An 18,662-nucleotide genomic window follows, 5' to 3' on the forward strand; every position below is an offset into this window, starting at 1 on the left:
ATCCCAAAGAGATTTCTCACACCTTTCGAAAACAAAAAACGGCCCAGAGGATTGAAATGCCCAAGGGCCACCACACGGGCTGGCCCACCAAACCGAGCCATGCAAGGAAGATATATGCGGTTCCCAGCAGCGAAATGAACAGCCTGTCCCCCCGTGTTGTGGTCAGGCCCAGAATGCCGCGCCGTTCGTCTCCGCCGGGTCTGCGGATCTCAAGGATGGTGAGGATCGCCATCGCGCCAAATATGCCGCAAAACACAAGAAAGGTTGCAGGCGTCCATGCCATCCAGAATTCGGGCCAAAGCGGGTTGGTCCATGAAAACCCGGTTTCCTCTTCCTGTTGGGCGACGTTGCCCCAGCCCTGTGCGAGGGCCGGGCTTGCCACAAGCAGCGCCACTAAGGCGATCAGCCGTTTCATCATACCCTCCCCAGGGCAAAGCCCTTTGCGATGTAGTTGCGTACAAAGTAAATCACGATGGCGCCCGGGATGATGGTCAGGGTGCCTGCCGCTGCCAGAAGACCCAACTCGTATCCGGCGGAGGAGGCTGTTTTGGTCATCGTGGCGGCGATCGGTTTGGCGTCCACAGCCGTCAGGGTTTTGGCCAGCAAAAGCTCAACCCACGAGAACATGAAGCAGAAGAAGGCGGCAACGCCGACACCCGCCTTGATCGTGGGCAGAAAGATCGTGACGAAAAAGCGCGGGAAGGAATAGCCATCCACATAGGCCGTCTCATCCAGTTCCTTGGGCACACCGCCCATGAACCCCTCAAGGATCCAGACCGCAAGCGGGATGTTGAACAGGCAATGCGCCAAAGCCACCGCGAGGTGCGTGTCGAACAATCCGACGGATGAATAAAGCTGAAAGAACGGCAGCGCGAATACCGCCGCAGGGGCCATCCGGTTCGTGAGCAGCCAGAAGAACAGCTGCTTGTCCCCCAGAAAGCGGTAGCGCGAGAACGCGTAAGCCGCAGGCAGAGCCACACAGATGGAGATCACGGTGTTCAGCGACACATAGATGATCGAGTTGATATACCCCCAATACCACGTCGGATCGGTGAAGATGACGCGGTAATTGTCCAAGGTGAACGTCTCGGGAAAGAGGCTGAACCCTGCGAGGATATCGTTGGTAGTCTTGAAGCTCATCGTGACGAGCCAATAGATCGGCAACATAAGAAACAGAATGTAGAAAATGGGGATGAGGGAACGTTTTCTCATTTGTTGTCATCCTTGGTCATCAATGTGTAAAACAGCCACGACACCAGCAATGTGATGGCGAAATAGATAAGCGACATCGCCGCCGCTGGCCCCAGATCGAATTGGCCCAGCGCGATTTTCACCAGATCAATCGACAGCAGTGTGGTGGAATTGCCCGGCCCGCCGCCTGTCAGCACGAAGGGTTCGGTGTAGATGTTGAAGCTATCCATGAACCGCAGCAGTATCGCGATGGTCAGAACGGTTTTCATCTTGGGCAGCTGGATGTAGCGAAACACCTTCCAAGGGGACGCGCCGTCGATCTTGGCCGCCTGATAATAGGCATCCGGGATCGACACGAGGCCCGCGTAACACAGCAGCACGACCAGCGATGTCCAGTGCCAGACATCCATCACGATGATGGTGATCCATGCGGCCAGCGGGTCCTGCGTCATGTCATAGTGCACGCCCAGAACGTCATTGATGAAATAGCCCATCATCCCGATCTTGGGCAGGGTAAAGATGTTCCACATGGCACCCACGACGTTCCACGGGATCAGCATGGGCAGGGCCATCAGCACAAGGCAAACCGGCACCCAGATTCCCCGTCTGGGCATGGAAAGCGCGATGATGATGCCCAGCGGTATCTCGATCGCGAGGATCAGGCCGGTAAAGAGAAACTGGCGACCGAGGGCTGCGTGAAACCGTTCCGAGCGCAGGATTTGTTCGAACCAGTCCAGACCTTGCCAGAAAAACAGGTTGTTGCCGAACGTCTCCTGCACGGAATAGTTCACGACCGTCATGATCGGGACAAGCGCATTGAACGCCACCAGAAACAGTACCGGCAGCACAAAGAACCATGCTTTTTGGTTTTCGGTCTTCATGATGCGGCCTCCGTCGCGATCCAGTCGTTTCGGTAAAGCCGCGTCTGATCCTGACGAAAGGCCAGATGCACGGGCGCGCCCTGTAGTGGCACTTCGCCTTCGACGACGGCCTTGACGGATGTATCACCCACCATGGCCTCAACGACGGAATGGCGGCCCACATCGGACACTTTGCGCACCCGCGCCGGCAAACCCGCATCGGAGAGCGTGACAAATTCGGGGCGGATGCCGATGGCGGTCTTGCCGCCCTGCCCCGCGATGGCGCCTTCAAGTGCGATCGGGTGGCCCTCGAAACGCACGCCACCGCTTTCTTCGACCACCGGCAGGACGTTCATGCCCGGCGAGCCGATGAAATGGCCCACAAAGGTGTGTTGGGGCCGTTCAAACAGTTCTACCGGGGTGCCGATCTGCACCACCTCACCGTCCTGCATTACGACAACCTGATCCGCAAAAGTCAGCGCTTCGGTCTGGTCATGGGTCACGTAGATCATTGTCGCCCGCACACGCTGATGCAATTCCTTGAGCTTGGAACGCAGCTTCCACTTCAGATGCGGGTCAATCACGGTCAGCGGTTCATCGAACATCACCACATTCACATCATCGCGCACCAGGCCCCGCCCCATGGAAATCTTTTGTTTGTTGTCCGGCGACAGATGTGCTGCGCGTGTATCCAGCATGTCTTCCACATCAAGCATGCCCGCAATCTCAGCCACGCGCTCTGCGATCTTTGCCTCGGGCACACCACGGTTGCGCAGGGGAAACGCAAGGTTGTTGCGCACCGTCATCGTGTCGTAAATCACCGGAAACTGGAACACCTGCGCGATGTTGCGTTGGTCAGGTGCCAGGTCGGTGACGTCCTTGCCGTCAAAAAGGATGCGCCCCTGCGACGGAACCAGCAGCCCCGAAATGATGTTCAGCAAGGTGGACTTACCGCACCCTGACGGCCCCAAAAGCGCATAGGCGCCCCCGTCCTGCCAATCCAGATCAATGGACTTAAGCGCGTAATCCTCAGGTCCTGAAGGGTTCGCAGAATAGGAATGGCGCAGATTTGAAAGCGTGATCTTAGCCATCAGGCAACAAGGCTCCCGTCCGGCGCAAAGTAAAAGGCTTTGCTGATGTCCATGAAAAAACGATGCTCCTCGCCGACTTGATAGGGGTGCACGCCATGGGCGAGGGACACCCAACCCTCATTTCCCATCTGGAAATGCGCGCTGGATTCCGACCCCGAAAGCTCTGTCACCTGTACCACGCCGTTCAACTCGACCTCATTTGGCGAGGCGGAAAACGGGGTGACATGGTGGGGCCGCACAGCCACCGTGTAGGTGCCGTCGGCCAGATCGGCGACAGGACCCGACAGCGGCCATTTCACGCCAGTGTCCAGCGATGCGGTATTGCCCGTCTTGGTGATCTGTGCCGCATTGATCGGCGGGTCGGAAAACACCCGCGCGGCCGTCAGCGTCGCGGGCTTTCGATAAATCTCGGCGGTGGGGCCGAACTGCGTGACAACACCGTCATCCATGAGGCCCGTCTTGCCGCCGAGCAACAACGCCTCTTCGGGTTCGGATGTGGCATAAACAACCACCGTGCCGCGCCCGGCGAAAAGCTCGGGCAATTGCTCGCGCAGCTCTTCGCGCAGCTTGTAATCGAGGTTGGCCAGCGGCTCATCCAGAAACACCGCGCGGCTCTCCTTGGCGATGGCGCGGGCAAGGGCGCAGCGCTGCTGTTGCCCGCCGCTCAATTCCTGCGGGCGGCGGTGCAACATCGGGCGCAGTTGCAGAATATCGGCCGCCTCCTCCACCCGTCCTGCGATCTCTGACTTGGCCATCCCTGCCACTTTCAGCGGCGAGGCGATATTGTCGTAAACCGTCATATGGGGGTAGTTGACGAAAAACTGATGTACGAGGCCGATGTTGCGCTTTTGTGTCGAGAGTTTCGATACATCCTGCCCATCCATCAGAATCTTGCCGGACGCCAGCGGATCAAGCCCCGCCATCAGTTTGATCAGGGATGTCTTGCCTGCACCCGTCTGCCCCAAAAGCACATTGAAATGCCCAGTATGCAGGACCAGTGATGTGGGTTTGACATGGGTGATCCCGCGGACCACCTTGGTGGCGTCTATCAGTTCGATGCTCATCTTCTACCTTGCGCCCTCGGTCCTTGAAACCGGAGCACCGCATCGGATGCTCCGGTAGTGTTCCGTGGCCCCGCCCGTCACGAGGCCACGGATTGGCTTACTGGTTCCAGCGCGCAACGAGATCGTCGTAGTTGACCGTCTCGCCTTGCGGCTTTTCGTTTTCCAGCTTGGGCTTGGCACCACCGTTGGCGAACCAGAACTCGGCATCACGCTCTTCGTTCAGGCGCGGGCCACAGCCGCCGTAGACGTTAGCCGCTTCATCCGCCTGTTGCATCCGCGCCATGGTGATGTCCATCTCTTCGGCCAGACGGTCCATCGCTTCCTGCGGTGTGAATGCACCGGAGTTCACATCACCGATCTGCTGCCACCAGATCTGCGCCAGCTTGGGGTAGTCAGGCACGTTGATGCCGGTCGGCGACCATGCAGTCCGGTCGGGCGAGCGGTAGAATTCCACCAGACCGCCCAGTTTGGGCGCGCGTTCGGTGAAGCTTTCGTGGTTCACTGTGCTGTCGCGGATAAAGGTCAGACCCACATGCGATTTCTTGACGTCAACGGTCTTGGAGGTGACAAACTGCGCATAAAGCCACGCCGCTTGCGCACGATCAGACGGGGTTGATTTCAGGAAGGTCCAGGAGCCTACGTCCTGATAGCCGACCTTCTGTCCTTCGGTCCAATAGGGACCATGCGGGCTCGGGGCCATCCGCCAGAGCGGGTTGCCATCCGCATCAACGGTGTTGTTGCCTTCCGACTGCGGTTTCACCATGTCTGCGGTAAAGGCCGTATACCAGAAGATCTGCTGTGCCACGTTACCCTGCGCAAGCGCTGGCAACGACTGGTAGAAATCATAGCTTGCCGCGCCGGGAGGTGCATAGTTGCGCAGCCACTCATCCCATTTGCGGATCGCGTAGACCGCCGCTGGGCCGTTCGCCGCACCGCCACGGGTTACGGATGCGCCGACCGGGTTGCACGTTCCCGCTTCCATCCGGATGCCCCATTCATCAATCGGCACGCCGTTGGGTTCCCCGACCGACCCCGCTCCGGCCATGGACAGCCACGCGTCAGTCATGCGCCAGCCCAGATCAGGGGCGCGTTTGCCGTAGTCCATATGGCCATAAATTCTGACGCCGTCGATTTCTTTCACATCATTGGAAAAGAACTCGGCGATGTCCTCATAGGCGGACCAATTGACCGGCACACCCAATTCATAGCCGTATTTTTCCCGGAAGGCCGCTTTGAGGTCTTCGCGGTCAAACCAGTCCTTGCGGAACCAATAGAGGTTCGCGAACTGCTGATCGGGCAACTGATAAAGGTTCCCGTCGGGACCCGTTGTGAACTGAATGCCCATGAAGTCATCAAGGTCCAGCGTCGGCGACGTCGTATCCGCCCATTCACCGGCCATCTGTTCGGTCAGATTATAGGCCAGCTGCAACCGTGAGTGCGTCCCGATCAGGTCGGAATCGTTAACATACCCGTCATAAAGGTTGCGACGGGTCTGCATTTGCGTTTGCACCGCCTGCACGACTTCGCCCTCACCAAGAATCTGGTGGTTTACCTTGATCCCGGTGATCTCTTCGAAGGCTTTCGTCAGCACCTCGGATTCATATCCGTGGGTCGGAATCCCTTCGGACAGGACGTTGATTTCCATACCCTCGAAAGGCTCCGCCGCCTGAATGAACCACTCCATTTCAGCGAGCTGTTCTTCTTTCGTCAGGGTCGATGGCTGGAATTCCTGATCAATCCATTTCTGAGCCGCAGCCGTATCGGCAAAAGCGGTCCCAGACCCCGCGATGACGGCCATAGCCGCAGTCGCGGAGAGCAGATACTTGCGCATCTTTTCTCCTCCCAAATTTTTTAAAGTCGCCGACCTATGCCAGCGGGATCACGCTACTGTTATCTGAGCAATTGTGTCAAACTAAATATTTAGTAGACATTTAGGGTGTTGTTTTTATTTGCTCTTTTTTAACCGGCAATACTCCGCGCACCACAGCAGGCCCCTGATACCAGCCTTTCCAGCATGCCGTTTCACTATAGCGCGCCGTCTCAGCGGCGCAAAAGCCAAACAGGCGCGCATGGGTCATCCGCGCCGTGCCGTGCGACGAAACGACACTTGCTTAAACACCAAGCCGTATAAAGGCATTAACAAGTGATTAACCTTATCAGCCCTGTAATAAGACTAAGAAAAGGCTCAGATATGTTAACATATCCACATCTACGCCTTTTGGCCCTCGGAAAGGAGACCTTCGGCAACAATAAAACCAACGGGCGTGCGCGCCATATGCGACTTTTCCAGAACGCTCTTTGTCGCATCCGTTTTCGTCGGGACAGACGCGCAACAATCCGCCCGATTCATTTGAAAAATGGCTGAAAGCCGCGAAACACTGCCGATATATTTGACCGACAATTGAAACATTGCGCCAATCGTTCGTCTCCTTCTACAAATTTCGGGACCATACGAGGCTATCAAACAGTAATATCAAAATAGAATGGACCGTAAGATGAGTGACCAATCGGTGGCCCTTTCATGAGTGAAAATGTCATAAAAACCGGCACCTTGGGCCAGAGCGTTCTGGCTTTTGAAAACAGTCTGGGCACCTATGGCCAGACGTTGCCACTGGCGTCGTCGCTTTCCGACGCGCCCCCCGCAGCCGCGGACAATGTGGGGGGTGATGCCACGCCGGCTGTGTCTTTCACGCCCGGCCTGTTCGGGGCGCGCGAAACAGAAGACACGATCCCTTTTGTCGAGATCAACCATCTGACCGGGTGCGCTTGTATCGGCTGCGGCGGCATGCCCCCCGAAGACCTCGTTCTCAAAAGAGCCATCGCCGCGAATGATCCGGGAAATGAGCTTGGGACAGACAATTTGTCCGCCCCTTCACAGCTGAGCGATCTGGCGGATTTTCTGACGACTGATTTCTGGAGCCAATTCGGCACCGTCCCGCGCGAGTTCAATCTGACGGATTCAGGTCTCAACCCAAAGAGCGGCGTGTTGCACTACAACGTCACCGGGTTTTCGAATGTGAACCGTGCTGGCACGGACACAAATGGGCTCACCGCGCCGCGCGCCGATCTCGTGCGCGATGTCATGGATGTCTTTGGTGAGGTGCTGGGCATCTCATTTGTCGAGACGAGTTCCTCGGACGCCAGTTTCACGGATATCTTCTTCAAGGACACCGACGCAGGTCGCGCCTACGCAAATTCGACCGGGTTTTCTGCGGGCATTCAATATTCATGGATCAACATCGGACAAGACTGGTCCGGGGGTACGTCGACCTACAACGACTATACACTGCAGACGATTTTCCACGAAGTGGGCCATGCCCTGGGATTGGGGCATCAGGGCCTCTACAATGGCAGCGGTTCATTTCCGGGTGATGCGGATTTTGACAATGACAGCTGGCAGGCGACGATGATGTCCTATTTCAGCCAGAACGAAAACACCACGATCCCCGCCAGTTTTGCCTTTCTTCAGACGCCAATGGCCGTGGATTGGATCGCCTTGCAGGACATATACGGCGATCAGAGCTTTGGCGGCACGAATTTTGGCATCACCAACGCGTTTCTGGGCGATACGGTCTATGGGTTCAACACCAATATCTCCGCCAGCACGTCGAACATCTGGGCCGAGTTTGCCACCTATGCAAACAGAACCGCCTCAACGATTGTGGATGCAGGCGGCATCGACACCCTTGATTTCAGCGGGTATTCCGCAAACCAAGTGATTAACCTGACCCCTACCAGCCAGTTCGCGACAGCACCCTCTATCTCCAACATCGGTGGTCTGACGGGCAATCTGACGCTGGCCGAGGGCACGATCATCGAAAACGCCATCGGTGGGTCGGGATCGGATACGTTTTTTGGCAATGACGCCTCGAATGTGTTCAGGGGCAATGGGGGTAACGACACCTTTAACGACAGTCTCGGGGATGACACCTATTACGGCGGCGCTGGCACCGACACGGTCGATTTTCTCGGTCTGTTTTCAAACTATTCCTTCAGCATCAGCGGCACATTCCTTTCCGTGATCAATGTCGCGATGGACCTTGTGGAAAACACCGTTGAATTCCTCAGCTTTGATGATCAGACCTTCAGTTTTCAGAACATTCTGGATGGGCTGGGCAGCAATTTGGCACCCGTTGCGAGCAACGATGCCTTTTCAACCGACGAGGCCAGCCCGCTTGCAGCGGCCAGTATTCTGGCCAATGACAGCGACGGCGATGGCGACCCGCTCAGCGTCGCCACCGTGAACAACGAAGCCGCCAATGTCGGCAACCAGATCACCCTCGCCTCTGGCGCATTGCTGACAGTCGATCCGAATGGGACGTTCGATTATGACCCCAACGGCGCCTTTGATGGCCTTACCGAGGGGCAATCGGCCACCGACAGTTTCACCTATACCGCAGCCGATGAGAGTGACCAATCGAACACGGCCACGGTGACGATCACGGTAAATGGCGTGGATGACAGCCCTGCGGCGGCACCCATCGGGCAAAGTGGCGTGGCCACCGTGTCGCAAGCCGACCCTGATCAATGGCACACGGTCAGCTTTGCAACGGCAATCGCGGACGCTGTCGTCGTAATGGGCCCGGCAAGTGACTTTGACGACGCCCCGCTCAGCACGCGCGTGCGCAATGTCACGGACACAGGTTTCGAGTTCCAGATCGACGAATGGGACTATCTGGATGGAGTCCACGCAAGCGAGAGCATCGGCTGGCTGGCCATATCCGAGGGATCCCATACGCTCAGCAGCGGCGAGACGATCGTCGCCGCGACCGCATCCGTTGGCACCGGCCTTGAAACGCTCAGCTTTGGTGAAACGCTGAACAACGCCGTGGTTCTGGCCGAGGTTACGTCACTCAATGAGGCCAGTGCCGTGACCACCCGCATCCGCAACGTCACCGAGCAGGGATTTCAGACGCAGATCACCGAAGAAGAAGCAGGCGGCGCGCATGTGGATGAAACCGTGTCATGGATCGCGATTGAAACGGGTCAAAACGCGAATTTCGATGCGTTCATCACCCCGGATGAGGTGAACGAGACAGCGGCGCGCTACGATTTCAACGCCGACTTTGTGACCGCGCCGGTGGTTCTGGCCGACATGCAATCAACCGATGGCGCAGATACATCAACCACGCGCCTCGCCGCTGTTGATGCCACGGGCGTCTCTCTCTTTGTAGAGGAAGAGCAATCTCAAGACACCGAAATTGGCCATACGGATGAAACCCTTGGTGTCGTGGCGCTCAAAGGTGGCCTGATCTTTGTCAACGACCCGCCAAACACCGCACCCGTGGCGCAGAACGATACCGCAACCGTGACCGAGGACGTGGCGCTGTCGCTGGATGTTCTGGCCAATGACGTGGACGCAGATGGTGATGTGTTGGCTTTGTCCGGCATCGAAGGTCAGCCAATTGCCATTGGTCAGACGATTACGCTTGCTTCGGGCGCACGCGTCAAATGGGATACCGACCAGACCCTCACCTATGATCAGAACGGCGCATTTGATGCATTGGATACAGGGCAGACCGCGACGGATCAGTTTGTTTATTCCGTCACGGATGCGGATGGGGCCGTATCCAGCGCTTCCGTGACAGTCACGATCAACGGAATGGACGAACCGTTGCTGACGGAAGCCATCGGGCAAAGCGGGGTCGCGTCTGTTGCCCAAACGGAACCAGATCAGTGGCACAGCGTGGCGTTTGACACGCAAATCGACAATGCCGTTGTGGTGCTGGGCCCGGCGACCAGTAACGACGCGCAAGAATTGACCACGCGTGTGCGTAATGTCACCGACAACGGTTTCGAGTTTCAGATCGACGAATGGGATTATCTGGACGGGGTCCATGGCGTGGAGGATATCGGCTGGCTGGCCATTGCCGAAGGCTCGCACACCCTCAGCAATGGCCAGACCATTGTCGCGTCAATAGCCTCGGTTGGCGTTGGGTTCGCCGCTGTCGCCTTTGGGGAAACGCTGGACGATGCCATTGTCTTTGCGGAAACCACCACGGTGAATGACGCCGCAGCCCTTGCCACGCGCATCCGCAGCGTTACCGATCAGGGGTTCGAAGTTCAGATCGAAGAGGAGGAAGCGGGAGGCGCCCATGTCGCCGAGACCGTCTCCTGGATCGCCATTGAAACCGGCGCAAGCGGCGGGTTGGAAGCCGTGCGCACAGGCGATCAGCTTGATGAACGCGCCGACAGCTTTGTGTTCACGCAACCCTTTACCGAGACGCCCGTCTTTATCGCAGACATGCAAACCACAGACGGCGTTGATACGGCCACGCTGCGCCTGAGCGAGATCGACGCAAACGGTGTGTCGATGTTTGTGCAGGAAGAACGGTCTGCGGACACTGAAGTGGACCATACAAACGAGGTTGCCGGGTATCTCGCGCTGCAAGACGGGTTGATCTATCTGGACAGTTTCATGGCCTGATCCGGCAGCCTTTGTCGCTGCAAGCTCTGGGCAAGGTTCTTGCGCCAGCCTGCGCCGCAGAACACCTGCGCATGGCGGAGGTCATCAGCTATCGCTATGGGATCCGGCGGCACGAAAACTCGCCGGATCCTGCCTGTCGCCTGACTACTTTTTCAGGTTGACCCAAATCTGGTCGTACACCGCCTGTGTCGCCTCATCGCAAACCTGAATAAAGGCGCCCGCACCCGCTTCTGCCGGTGGGTTTGACTCGGGCAGTGTCGCCAGTTCCGGGTCGAGGAATTCGCCGGTGCCCGTCACGCCGTTGCCATAGCGGGCATAATTCGACACAGCCGCGATGTTCTCAGGTTCCAGCAGGAAATCCATGAATTTGATGGCGTTGTCCCGGTTAGGCGCGTCGTTCAACAAGACCACATTGTCCATCCAGACAACGTATCCTTCGGCGGGGAAGGCATAAGTGATCGACGCTTTTTCCGCGCGCGCCTTGGCACTGAAACCGTCATAGATCATGCCAACATCCACATCACCGGACACAAGAACCTCTTTGGCGGTGTCAGAGTTGAAAGACGCCCAATGCGTTTTGGCCTCCTGCAGCATATCGTTCAGAGCGCTGAGTTGCGCGCGATCCGTTGAACACTGCGGGATGCCCATATGCAGGGCCGCCATGGCCAGAACCTCGCCCTGACTGTCGAGCATGTTGATTTTTCCCGACAGTTCGGCAGGCGGGTTAAACAGAATATCCGTCGTGTTGATATTCCCGCTGAAGGCATCGGTATCGACGGCAAACGCGGTTGAGCCCCATTGATAGGGAATTGAATGCTTGCGTCCGGGATCAAAGCTCGGGTCCGCCCATTCCGGCGCGATATTGCCCTTGTTGGCAAGTTCACCATCCGCAATCGTGTCGAGCAACCCTTCGCCCTCCATGATCTCAACCATATAGTCGCCCGGAACGGCAAGGTCATAGGTCCCCATGCCACCGGCCTTGAGGGATGCCAGCATCGCCTCGTTTGAATCATATGTATCCATGGTGACGTTTATGCCGGTCTCAGCGGTGAATTTTTCCAGCAATTCCTGCGGCATGTACCCAAACCAATGATAAAGAACCAACTCGCCCTCGGCAGCCACGCTGGTGGCAAACAATGCGGTGGCGAGGGCAGTGGAATTGAGCAGCTTCATGTCTTTTTCTCCATGTTGATGATCGTTTTTGTCGCTTTGCATCAAATCAAAGCAGAAAATCGCAGGTTTTGCGACCTTCAATGAAAAATTCACCAACCGCTTCATCGCTGGCCTGAGCATCTTGCAACACTTGCGCCACGTGTAGGCCCGCCAAAACACAAACCACAGGTAGAAAAAGCGTGGTGACTGCCGCCAATCCGCGCGCATCGCACAAGGAATGACCATTATGCACATGGGAAACAAAGGATGTTCTTAGGCTGTGCCTAATGCAGACTAAGGCAGAGATTGCTTACGCCAAGGAAACCCGCTCAATATGGTTTCAGAAGGTCTGACGCACGTGGGGAAAACAGGTGTCGCATGAGGTTCCAAACGCGATTGACGTGCGAAACGCGGTAAAGCGTTATGGTGATTTCACCGCCCTCAAAACGATCTCGCTGTCGATCCGGGACAATGAATTCTTCACGCTGCTTGGTCCGTCAGGCTGCGGAAAAACAACGCTTTTGCGGATGATCGCCGGTTTCGAAGATGTCACGGAGGGTGAAATTTTCCTCTATGGTGAGGAAATCGAGGATTTGCCGCCCAACAGGCGCCCGGTCAACACGGTCTTTCAGAACTACGCGCTTTTTCCGCATATGGACGTGATGGAAAACGTGGGCTTCGGACTGGAAATGCTGGGCAAGCCCAAAGCGCAGGCACGCGCGCGGGCGGGCGAAATTCTGGAACTGGTGCAACTGTCGCAATTCGCCAATCGCAAACCGTCGCAACTGTCTGGCGGTCAGCAGCAACGTGTGGCGCTGGCCCGCGCGCTGGCCCCGCAACCAAAGGTCTTGTTGCTGGATGAGCCACTGTCGGCCCTCGATCTGAAACTGCGCAAAGCGATGCAGCTAGAGCTAAAGCATTTGCAACGCGAAACGGGCATCACATTCATCTTTGTGACCCATGATCAGGACGAAGCGTTGACGATGTCGGACCGGATCGCGGTGATGTCCGCAGGCGAATTACAGCAACTCGGCGATGCCCGCGACATCTATGAAAAGCCTGCGAACCGGTTTGTCGCTGATTTCATCGGGGAGACCAATCTGTTTGAGGTGACAATCAAATCACGTGACGGCACCCGCGTGCTGTGTGCGTTTTTAAATGGCCTTACCCTGACCTGTGACGCGGTGGCGGGCATGGACGTCGGCGATCGGGTGCATATGTCCATCCGCCCTGAGCGGATAAAACTGCGCAGCAGCAAGGTTGAAACAGAGAACTTTCAGGCACAGGTCGTCGAAAATATCTATGCCGGAACCGATGTGCAGACGATTGTGCATCTGCAGGGCGGAATGCCGCTGGCCGTGCGCACGCAGAACTCCGAGATCGGCAGGTCAATGACATTTGAACCCGGCGCGGAGGTTTTCGTCGATGTCGAATTCGGCTCTGCCCGGTTGCTGGCGAACTGATGGCGGGCGGCACTGCCAGCGGCGGCACACAGGGCGACACTTACAAGGAAGCACGCACATGGCTTTTGATGCCCGCCTGGGTCACGCTGGTCGTGCTTGTGCTGCTGCCTGTATCGTTGATGCTGGTCTATTCGTTCCTGACCAAGGAGTTTCGCGGCGGCGTCATCTGGGAGTTTTCCTTCGCAGCCTATGACCAGTTTTTTTGCGACCGGGGCCTTTTCGGTGATGAACCCTGCACCATCGAATGGACATATATTACGATCTTCTGGCGCTCGATCTGGCAGGCAGGGCTGGCGACCATCCTCAGCCTGCTGATCGGCTTTCCGACCGCCTATTTCATCGCCACGCGCCCTGCAAATGTACGCCCGCTCTGGGTGTTTTTGATCACCATTCCCTATTGGGTCAACCTTTTGATCCGCACGGTCTCCATGCGGTTCATGCTGCGCGAGGAAGGGCCGATCAACAATACCCTGATGTGGAGCGGCCTGATCGACAGCCCCCTGCAGATGATCAACACCAATTTCGCCGTGCAGATCGGTCTTTTCTATTCCTACCTGCCCTTCATGGTCCTGCCGATCTACGCCGCTGTTGAACGCTACAACTTTTCGCTCAGCGAGGCGGCATCGGATCTTTATGCCTCCAAATGGACGACGCTGCGCCGGATCATTCTACCTTCGGTCAAACCGGGCGTCATCGCGGGCTGCATTCTGGTGTTCGTACCCTCTTTGGGCGCGTTTCTCGCCCCCGACCTGCTGGGCGGGGCCAAGAATTTCATGATCGGCTCGCTGATCGAAGAGCAGTTCAAGGGCAACGCTGGCAACTGGCCCTTTGGAGCGGCGGCCTCGATGATCCTGCTGACCCTCGTGTTGCTGATCCTGCTCTTTTACGCGCGCCAGCAGGCCCGCGCCAATCGCGGGAGCGGTTGAGCCATGGCCGCGCGCAAATTCGACGTCAAAGCCTATCCCGGCTTCGCCCAGATCACGGTGCTCTGCCTGCTGATCCTCTATGTGCCGCTGATGGTGGTCATGATCTACAGCTTCAACGCCTCCGCATCCATCGTGGTCTGGGAAGGTTTTTCCCTCAGATGGTACAAGGACGTCTTTGTCGGACCGGAAAGCGCCAAGTTCAAGGTCGCGGCACGCAACAGTTTCGTCATCGCCATCATCGCCGCCACGGTGTCCACGACGATCGCGACCTTTGCGGCAACGGCGATGATCCGGGGCGGGCGGTTTCGACTGCGACTTGTGTCACTTGGGCTAATTTCACTGCCGCTGATGGTGCCGGAAATCGTCACCGCCGTTGCGACCCTAATTTTCTTCAACTCCATCGGCTTTGAACGTGGGCTGTTGACCATTCTGCTGGCGCATATCGCCTTTTGCATTCCCTTCGCCTACCTGCCCATTGCCGCGCGCATGCAGGGCATCGAAGATACCTATGAACAGGCTGCCATGGACCTTTATGCCACCAAGCGGCAGGCGTTTACCAAGATCCTGCTGCCGCTGATGATGCCCGGTATCATTTCGGGGTTTCTGCTCGCTTTCATCATTTCGCTGGATGATTTCATCATCACGAATTTCGTAAAAGGCGCAGGTGTGGAAACGCTGCCGACGGCGATCTTCGGGGCGGTCAAACAGGGCATCAAACCCAATATCATGGCCATTTCAACCATGTTGTTGGCATTCTCGATCGTGATGGTCACGATCTCATATTTCGTCAGTAAATCCGGCGACAAGAAGTAAACCAACGGGGAAAACCAATGAAACCACTACTCAGATCAACAGCCGCCATCGTGGCACTCATTTTGGCCACGGGCGGCGCACAGGCCGAGGGAAAGCTCTCCATCTATCACTGGTTTGAGTATATTCCGCAAGAATTGCTCGATAAATTCGCGGCAGAACATGATGTCGAAGTGGTCATGGACACCTACGATTCCAACGAAGCGATGCTGGCCACGCTGAAAGCCGGGGCCCTGGGCAGCTATGACGTGGTTGTTCCGACTGATTACATGGTTTCGATCCTGATTGCGGAAGGCATGGCGGATGAAATCGCCGAAGGCGAGCGCAAGAACATGAACAACATCAAAGCCGGGTTCCGCGACCCCGCCTATGATCCCGGCCTGCGCCATTCGATCCCCTATCAAGGGGGCACGACCAGCTTTTCGGTGGATACGGCAGCCTATTCCGGGGACATCAACACCACCGACATCATCTTCAACCCGCCCGCGGAATTGCAGGGCAAGATCAATATGATCGACAGTCAGGGCGAGGTTCTCGCTCTGGCGGCTGTGCATATGGGCATCCCGCAGTGTTCAAGCGACCGTGAACAGCTCAAGGCGCTGGATGCCATGCTACAGGCCGCCAAACCGCATTGGGCGTCTTTCAACTCGGACACGGCCAAGGAAGTTCTGGCCGCCGGCGATGTGGCGGCGGGCATGATCTTTAACGGTTTTGGCGCCAAGGCGCGCGAAGATCGCGCCTCTCTCCAATATGCCTTCCCCAAACAGGGCTGGGTCAACTGGATGGACAGCGTTGTCTTGCTCAAAGACGCGCCCAACCGGGACAACGCGATCCTGTTCATGGACTTCCTGCTCGAACCTGAAAACATCGCCGCCGTGACCAACTACGCCCGGTATCGTGATGCGATTGAAGGCAGCGAGGCTTTTCATGATCCGGCCCTCGCGCTGGAACCCGAAGGCAACCCACCAGCAGGTATTGAGGGCGTGTTTGTCGAAACATGCACGCAGGAAGTTCAAGCCGTCTATGACCGCATCTGGACCAACCTCAAGAAATAGGGACACTGGCACCGGGCGCTGCATCCTGCACCGCCCGATGCCACGCATGCCGGAGAAAGACCCCAGATGGAAACCATCTATACGGAAAAACACAAACTGCGCGACGCCAAGACGGAGCTCTGTGGCGGTGAACTGGTCGAACCTTTCGAGCGGCCCAGCCGTGCGGAATACGTGCTGGATCGCGTCCGCGAAACCGGTCTGGGACCGGTCAGCGATCCCGATGATTTCGGCATGGGCCCGATCCTTGCCATTCATGACGCCGAGTTTGTCGAATTTCTGAAAACGGCCCCCGCGCGCTGGAAAGTGGCGGGGTTTAACGGTGAGGCGATCCCCACAACATGGGTCGGGCGGCGCATGTCACACATCCGGCCCAACCACGTTGAAGGCCAGTTGGGCTATTATGCGCTTGCCGGTGAAACCAGCCTGACGGAGGGCACATGGGAGGCCGCCTACGCCAGTGCGCAGGTCGCACTGACAGGGGCGGCCCGTATTCGTTCCGGTGCGGGGGCCGTCTTTTCGCTTTGCCGTCCACCGGGCCATCACGCGACGGCGGATATGTATGGCGGCTATTGCTTCTTCAACAACGCCGCGATCAGCGCGCAGCATTTCCTTGATCACGGGGCCAAACGCGTTGCGATCCTCGATATTGATTTTCACCACGGGAACGGCACGCAGGATATTTTCTATGACCGCAGCGATGTGCTTTTCATCTCGCTGCATGGCGATCCGCTGGAGACCTTCCCCTATCATCTTGGACACGCCGAAGAGACAGGCAGCGGTGCCGGCACAGGCTTTAACCTCAACTTCCCAATGCCACCCGATACACCCTTTGATGTCTGGCAGGCAGCCTTGCACAAAGGGCTTGCGCGCATCGCCGAATATAAACCCGATGTGCTGATCATCTCGCTCGGCGTTGATACGTTCGAAACCGACCCAATCAGTTTTTTCAAACTGAAAAGCGATGATTTCCTGACCATGGGTGCGGATGTCGCCAGCGCGGGGCTGCCGACCCATTTCATCATGGAAGGGGGCTATGACGTCGATGAGATCGGCGTCAATGCGGTCAATGTTCTGCAAGGATTCGAACGCGCGAATGCCTCATAAACGATTGGGCCGGATCGGCGCATGCGCGTGGTGATCCGGCACCGCTCAGGCGGTGGCCACCTTGTTCACGGTGTCTTCGCTTTGTGAGCGCTGCGACGGGCGATAGGTCAGGTAGCTGTGCTGCGTCGCAATGTGATCCGCCACGAATTTCGCGTCATGCCACACGCCCCAGATAAACGAGGAGCCGCGCCGCGACTGCCAGGGCAGCCCGAGAAAATAGACCCCCGGCTCCCTTGAAACACCGCGTGCGTGGATCGGCTTGCCGTTTGCATCAAAGGTATCGACTTGCAACCAGCTGTAGTCGCAGGAAAACCCGGTGGCCCAGATGATCGACGTCACCCCCGCCTCAGCCAGATCAAGCGTGCGGATCGGTTGCGTCAGACAGGCGGGGTCAGGCCAGCGCTTGCGCTCCTCCGGGTCCGGCGACAGATCAAGACCCAGACGTTCGATATAGGCGTCCGCCTCATCCAGCAGGGAGAGGTGGTTTGCATCCCCCTTCGCGATGTTCGCGCGCAGGTCATCCGCAAAATGCAACTGGCCCTCCCGGAACGCCTGCGTTCGACCCACAAGCTGCATGCCCTGCGCAGCAAACCGCCTGAAATCAACGGTTCGTCCGCCATTTGCACCGCTGACGGCAATGGTCACATGTTCGGTCCCCGGACCGGGGGTTTGCATGTCCCACTTGCCCAGCACACCCAGCCACCAGCAGAAATCACGCCCCCGGTAGGCGCGGGGCGGGCGGTCATGCGGGCCGACCGACAGATAGACCTGCCTGCCCGCGTTCATCAATTCTTCGGCGATCTGCGCACCGGATGACCCGGCCCCGACGACCATCACCGCCCCCTGTGGCAATTGCGCAGGGTTGCGGTAGGTGTTTGAATGAATTTGCACAAGGCCATCCGCAGGCGGCACAAGATCCGGCATGACAGGGTTTTGAAACGCGCCGGTTGCCGCAACGATATGCTGGACCTCAAAGTCACCACCGGTTGTTTTGACATCGAAACCGCCACCCGATTTGCGCCGCGTGACCTGTTCCACCGCGACCCCGCAGCGCACGGGCGCGTCGATCTGGCCCGCGTAATTGACGAAGTAGTCGGCAACGGCCTCCTTGGGGATAAAGGCATCATGATCGGGGTCATCAAAATCACGGTTCGGAAAGCGGTCGTGCCAGGCCGGGCCGTTGGCGACCAGCGAATCCCAGCGCGATGTGCGCCAACGCTCCGCGATCCGGTCGCGCTCCAACACGACATGCGCAATGCCGTGCGCGCTCAGATGCTCGCTCATGGCGATACCGGCCTGACCGGCACCGACAACCAGAGTATCCGTTCTTTCAGCAGGCATGGATTTATCCTCTCGTGGGTTTTTGCGGCGCAGGGTCTTGGCCTGCCAGCCTAGGGCGCAGGTCTGGCCTGCGAAAACAGTAAATCATTCAGCACTGCTTAGGCTGAACCTAAAGGGGCCATGTGGGTGATGCGCCCTTAGCTTCAGGCTAAGCGCCAGTGAGGCAGACCGTGCGCTT

Annotated in this window: 14 protein-coding genes; 6 read left to right on the plus strand and 8 right to left on the minus strand. The window is 57.5% G+C overall.

Features of this window, described 5'->3' with window-relative positions; genetic code table 11:
* Positions 1 to 16: 16 nt before the first annotated feature.
* The 6 genes from RD1_RS18845 to RD1_RS18870 all read right to left on the minus strand — a co-directional run bounded on the left by RD1_RS18845 (position 17) and on the right by RD1_RS18870 (position 6,037).
* Positions 17 to 418, minus strand: a complete 402-nt coding sequence (locus tag RD1_RS18845; RefSeq protein ID WP_245897322.1) for a DUF2160 domain-containing protein — start codon at positions 416 to 418, stop codon at positions 17 to 19.
* On the minus strand, positions 415 to 1,212 hold the full coding sequence (locus RD1_RS18850; protein ID WP_011570169.1) for a carbohydrate ABC transporter permease: 798 nt from the start codon (positions 1,210 to 1,212) through the stop codon (positions 415 to 417). Before RD1_RS18850 ends, RD1_RS18845 begins: the two co-directional genes overlap by 4 nt.
* Positions 1,209 to 2,072, minus strand: a complete 864-nt coding sequence (locus RD1_RS18855; RefSeq protein WP_011570170.1) for a carbohydrate ABC transporter permease — start codon at positions 2,070 to 2,072, stop codon at positions 1,209 to 1,211. The genes RD1_RS18850 and RD1_RS18855 overlap by 4 nt, the downstream gene beginning before the upstream one ends.
* Positions 2,069 to 3,142: an ABC transporter ATP-binding protein gene (locus RD1_RS18860; protein ID WP_011570171.1), complete on the minus strand. Its 1,074-nt coding sequence runs from the start codon at positions 3,140 to 3,142 to the stop codon at positions 2,069 to 2,071. The genes RD1_RS18855 and RD1_RS18860 overlap by 4 nt, the downstream gene beginning before the upstream one ends.
* On the minus strand, positions 3,142 to 4,206 hold the full coding sequence (locus tag RD1_RS18865; RefSeq protein ID WP_011570172.1) for an ABC transporter ATP-binding protein: 1,065 nt from the start codon (positions 4,204 to 4,206) through the stop codon (positions 3,142 to 3,144). Before RD1_RS18865 ends, RD1_RS18860 begins: the two co-directional genes overlap by 1 nt.
* Before the next feature lie 97 nt (positions 4,207 to 4,303).
* Positions 4,304 to 6,037, minus strand: coding sequence for an ABC transporter substrate-binding protein (locus RD1_RS18870; protein WP_011570173.1), 1,734 nt, complete (start codon positions 6,035 to 6,037; stop codon positions 4,304 to 4,306).
* Positions 6,038 to 6,727: 690 nt separating this feature from the next.
* Between RD1_RS18870 and RD1_RS18880 the strand changes: the two genes are divergently transcribed.
* A complete protein-coding gene (locus tag RD1_RS18880; RefSeq protein WP_011570176.1) occupies positions 6,728 to 10,633 on the plus strand; it encodes an Ig-like domain-containing protein in 3,906 nt (1,301 codons plus the stop codon).
* Between the two features lie 144 nt (positions 10,634 to 10,777).
* Here the strand turns inward: RD1_RS18880 and RD1_RS18885 are convergent, their stop codons facing one another.
* The gene (locus RD1_RS18885) at positions 10,778 to 11,806 is read right to left on the minus strand and encodes an extracellular solute-binding protein (protein ID WP_011570178.1); all 1,029 of its coding nucleotides are present in this window, start codon (positions 11,804 to 11,806) and stop codon (positions 10,778 to 10,780) included.
* Between the two features lie 350 nt (positions 11,807 to 12,156).
* Here RD1_RS18885 and RD1_RS18890 point away from each other — a divergent pair, with 350 nt between their 5' ends.
* From RD1_RS18890 to RD1_RS18910, 5 genes are all read left to right on the plus strand, one after another.
* The gene (locus RD1_RS18890) at positions 12,157 to 13,248 is read left to right on the plus strand and encodes an ABC transporter ATP-binding protein (protein WP_011570181.1); all 1,092 of its coding nucleotides are present in this window, start codon (positions 12,157 to 12,159) and stop codon (positions 13,246 to 13,248) included.
* Positions 13,248 to 14,174: an ABC transporter permease gene (locus RD1_RS18895; protein ID WP_011570182.1), complete on the plus strand. Its 927-nt coding sequence runs from the start codon at positions 13,248 to 13,250 to the stop codon at positions 14,172 to 14,174. The genes RD1_RS18890 and RD1_RS18895 overlap by 1 nt, the downstream gene beginning before the upstream one ends.
* A 3-nt stretch (positions 14,175 to 14,177) precedes the next feature.
* Positions 14,178 to 14,987 (plus strand): ABC transporter permease, encoded by an 810-nt coding sequence (locus RD1_RS18900; protein WP_011570183.1) that lies wholly within the window; start codon positions 14,178 to 14,180, stop codon positions 14,985 to 14,987.
* 17 nt (positions 14,988 to 15,004) lie between these two features.
* Positions 15,005 to 16,039 carry an extracellular solute-binding protein gene (locus tag RD1_RS18905; RefSeq protein WP_011570184.1) on the plus strand — a complete coding sequence of 345 codons (1,035 nt, stop codon included), beginning with the start codon at positions 15,005 to 15,007 and terminating at the stop codon, positions 16,037 to 16,039.
* 66 nt (positions 16,040 to 16,105) lie between these two features.
* Positions 16,106 to 17,143, plus strand: coding sequence for a histone deacetylase family protein (locus RD1_RS18910; RefSeq protein WP_011570185.1), 1,038 nt, complete (start codon positions 16,106 to 16,108; stop codon positions 17,141 to 17,143).
* Between the two features lie 45 nt (positions 17,144 to 17,188).
* Here RD1_RS18910 and RD1_RS18915 read toward each other — a convergent pair whose 3' ends face one another.
* A complete protein-coding gene (locus tag RD1_RS18915) occupies positions 17,189 to 18,484 on the minus strand; it encodes a flavin-containing monooxygenase (RefSeq protein WP_011570186.1) in 1,296 nt (431 codons plus the stop codon).
* Between the last annotated feature and the right edge of the window lie 178 nt (positions 18,485 to 18,662).

The sequence above is a fragment of the Roseobacter denitrificans OCh 114 genome (assembly GCF_000014045.1).
Taxonomy (GTDB): Bacteria; Pseudomonadota; Alphaproteobacteria; order Rhodobacterales; family Rhodobacteraceae; genus Roseobacter; species Roseobacter denitrificans.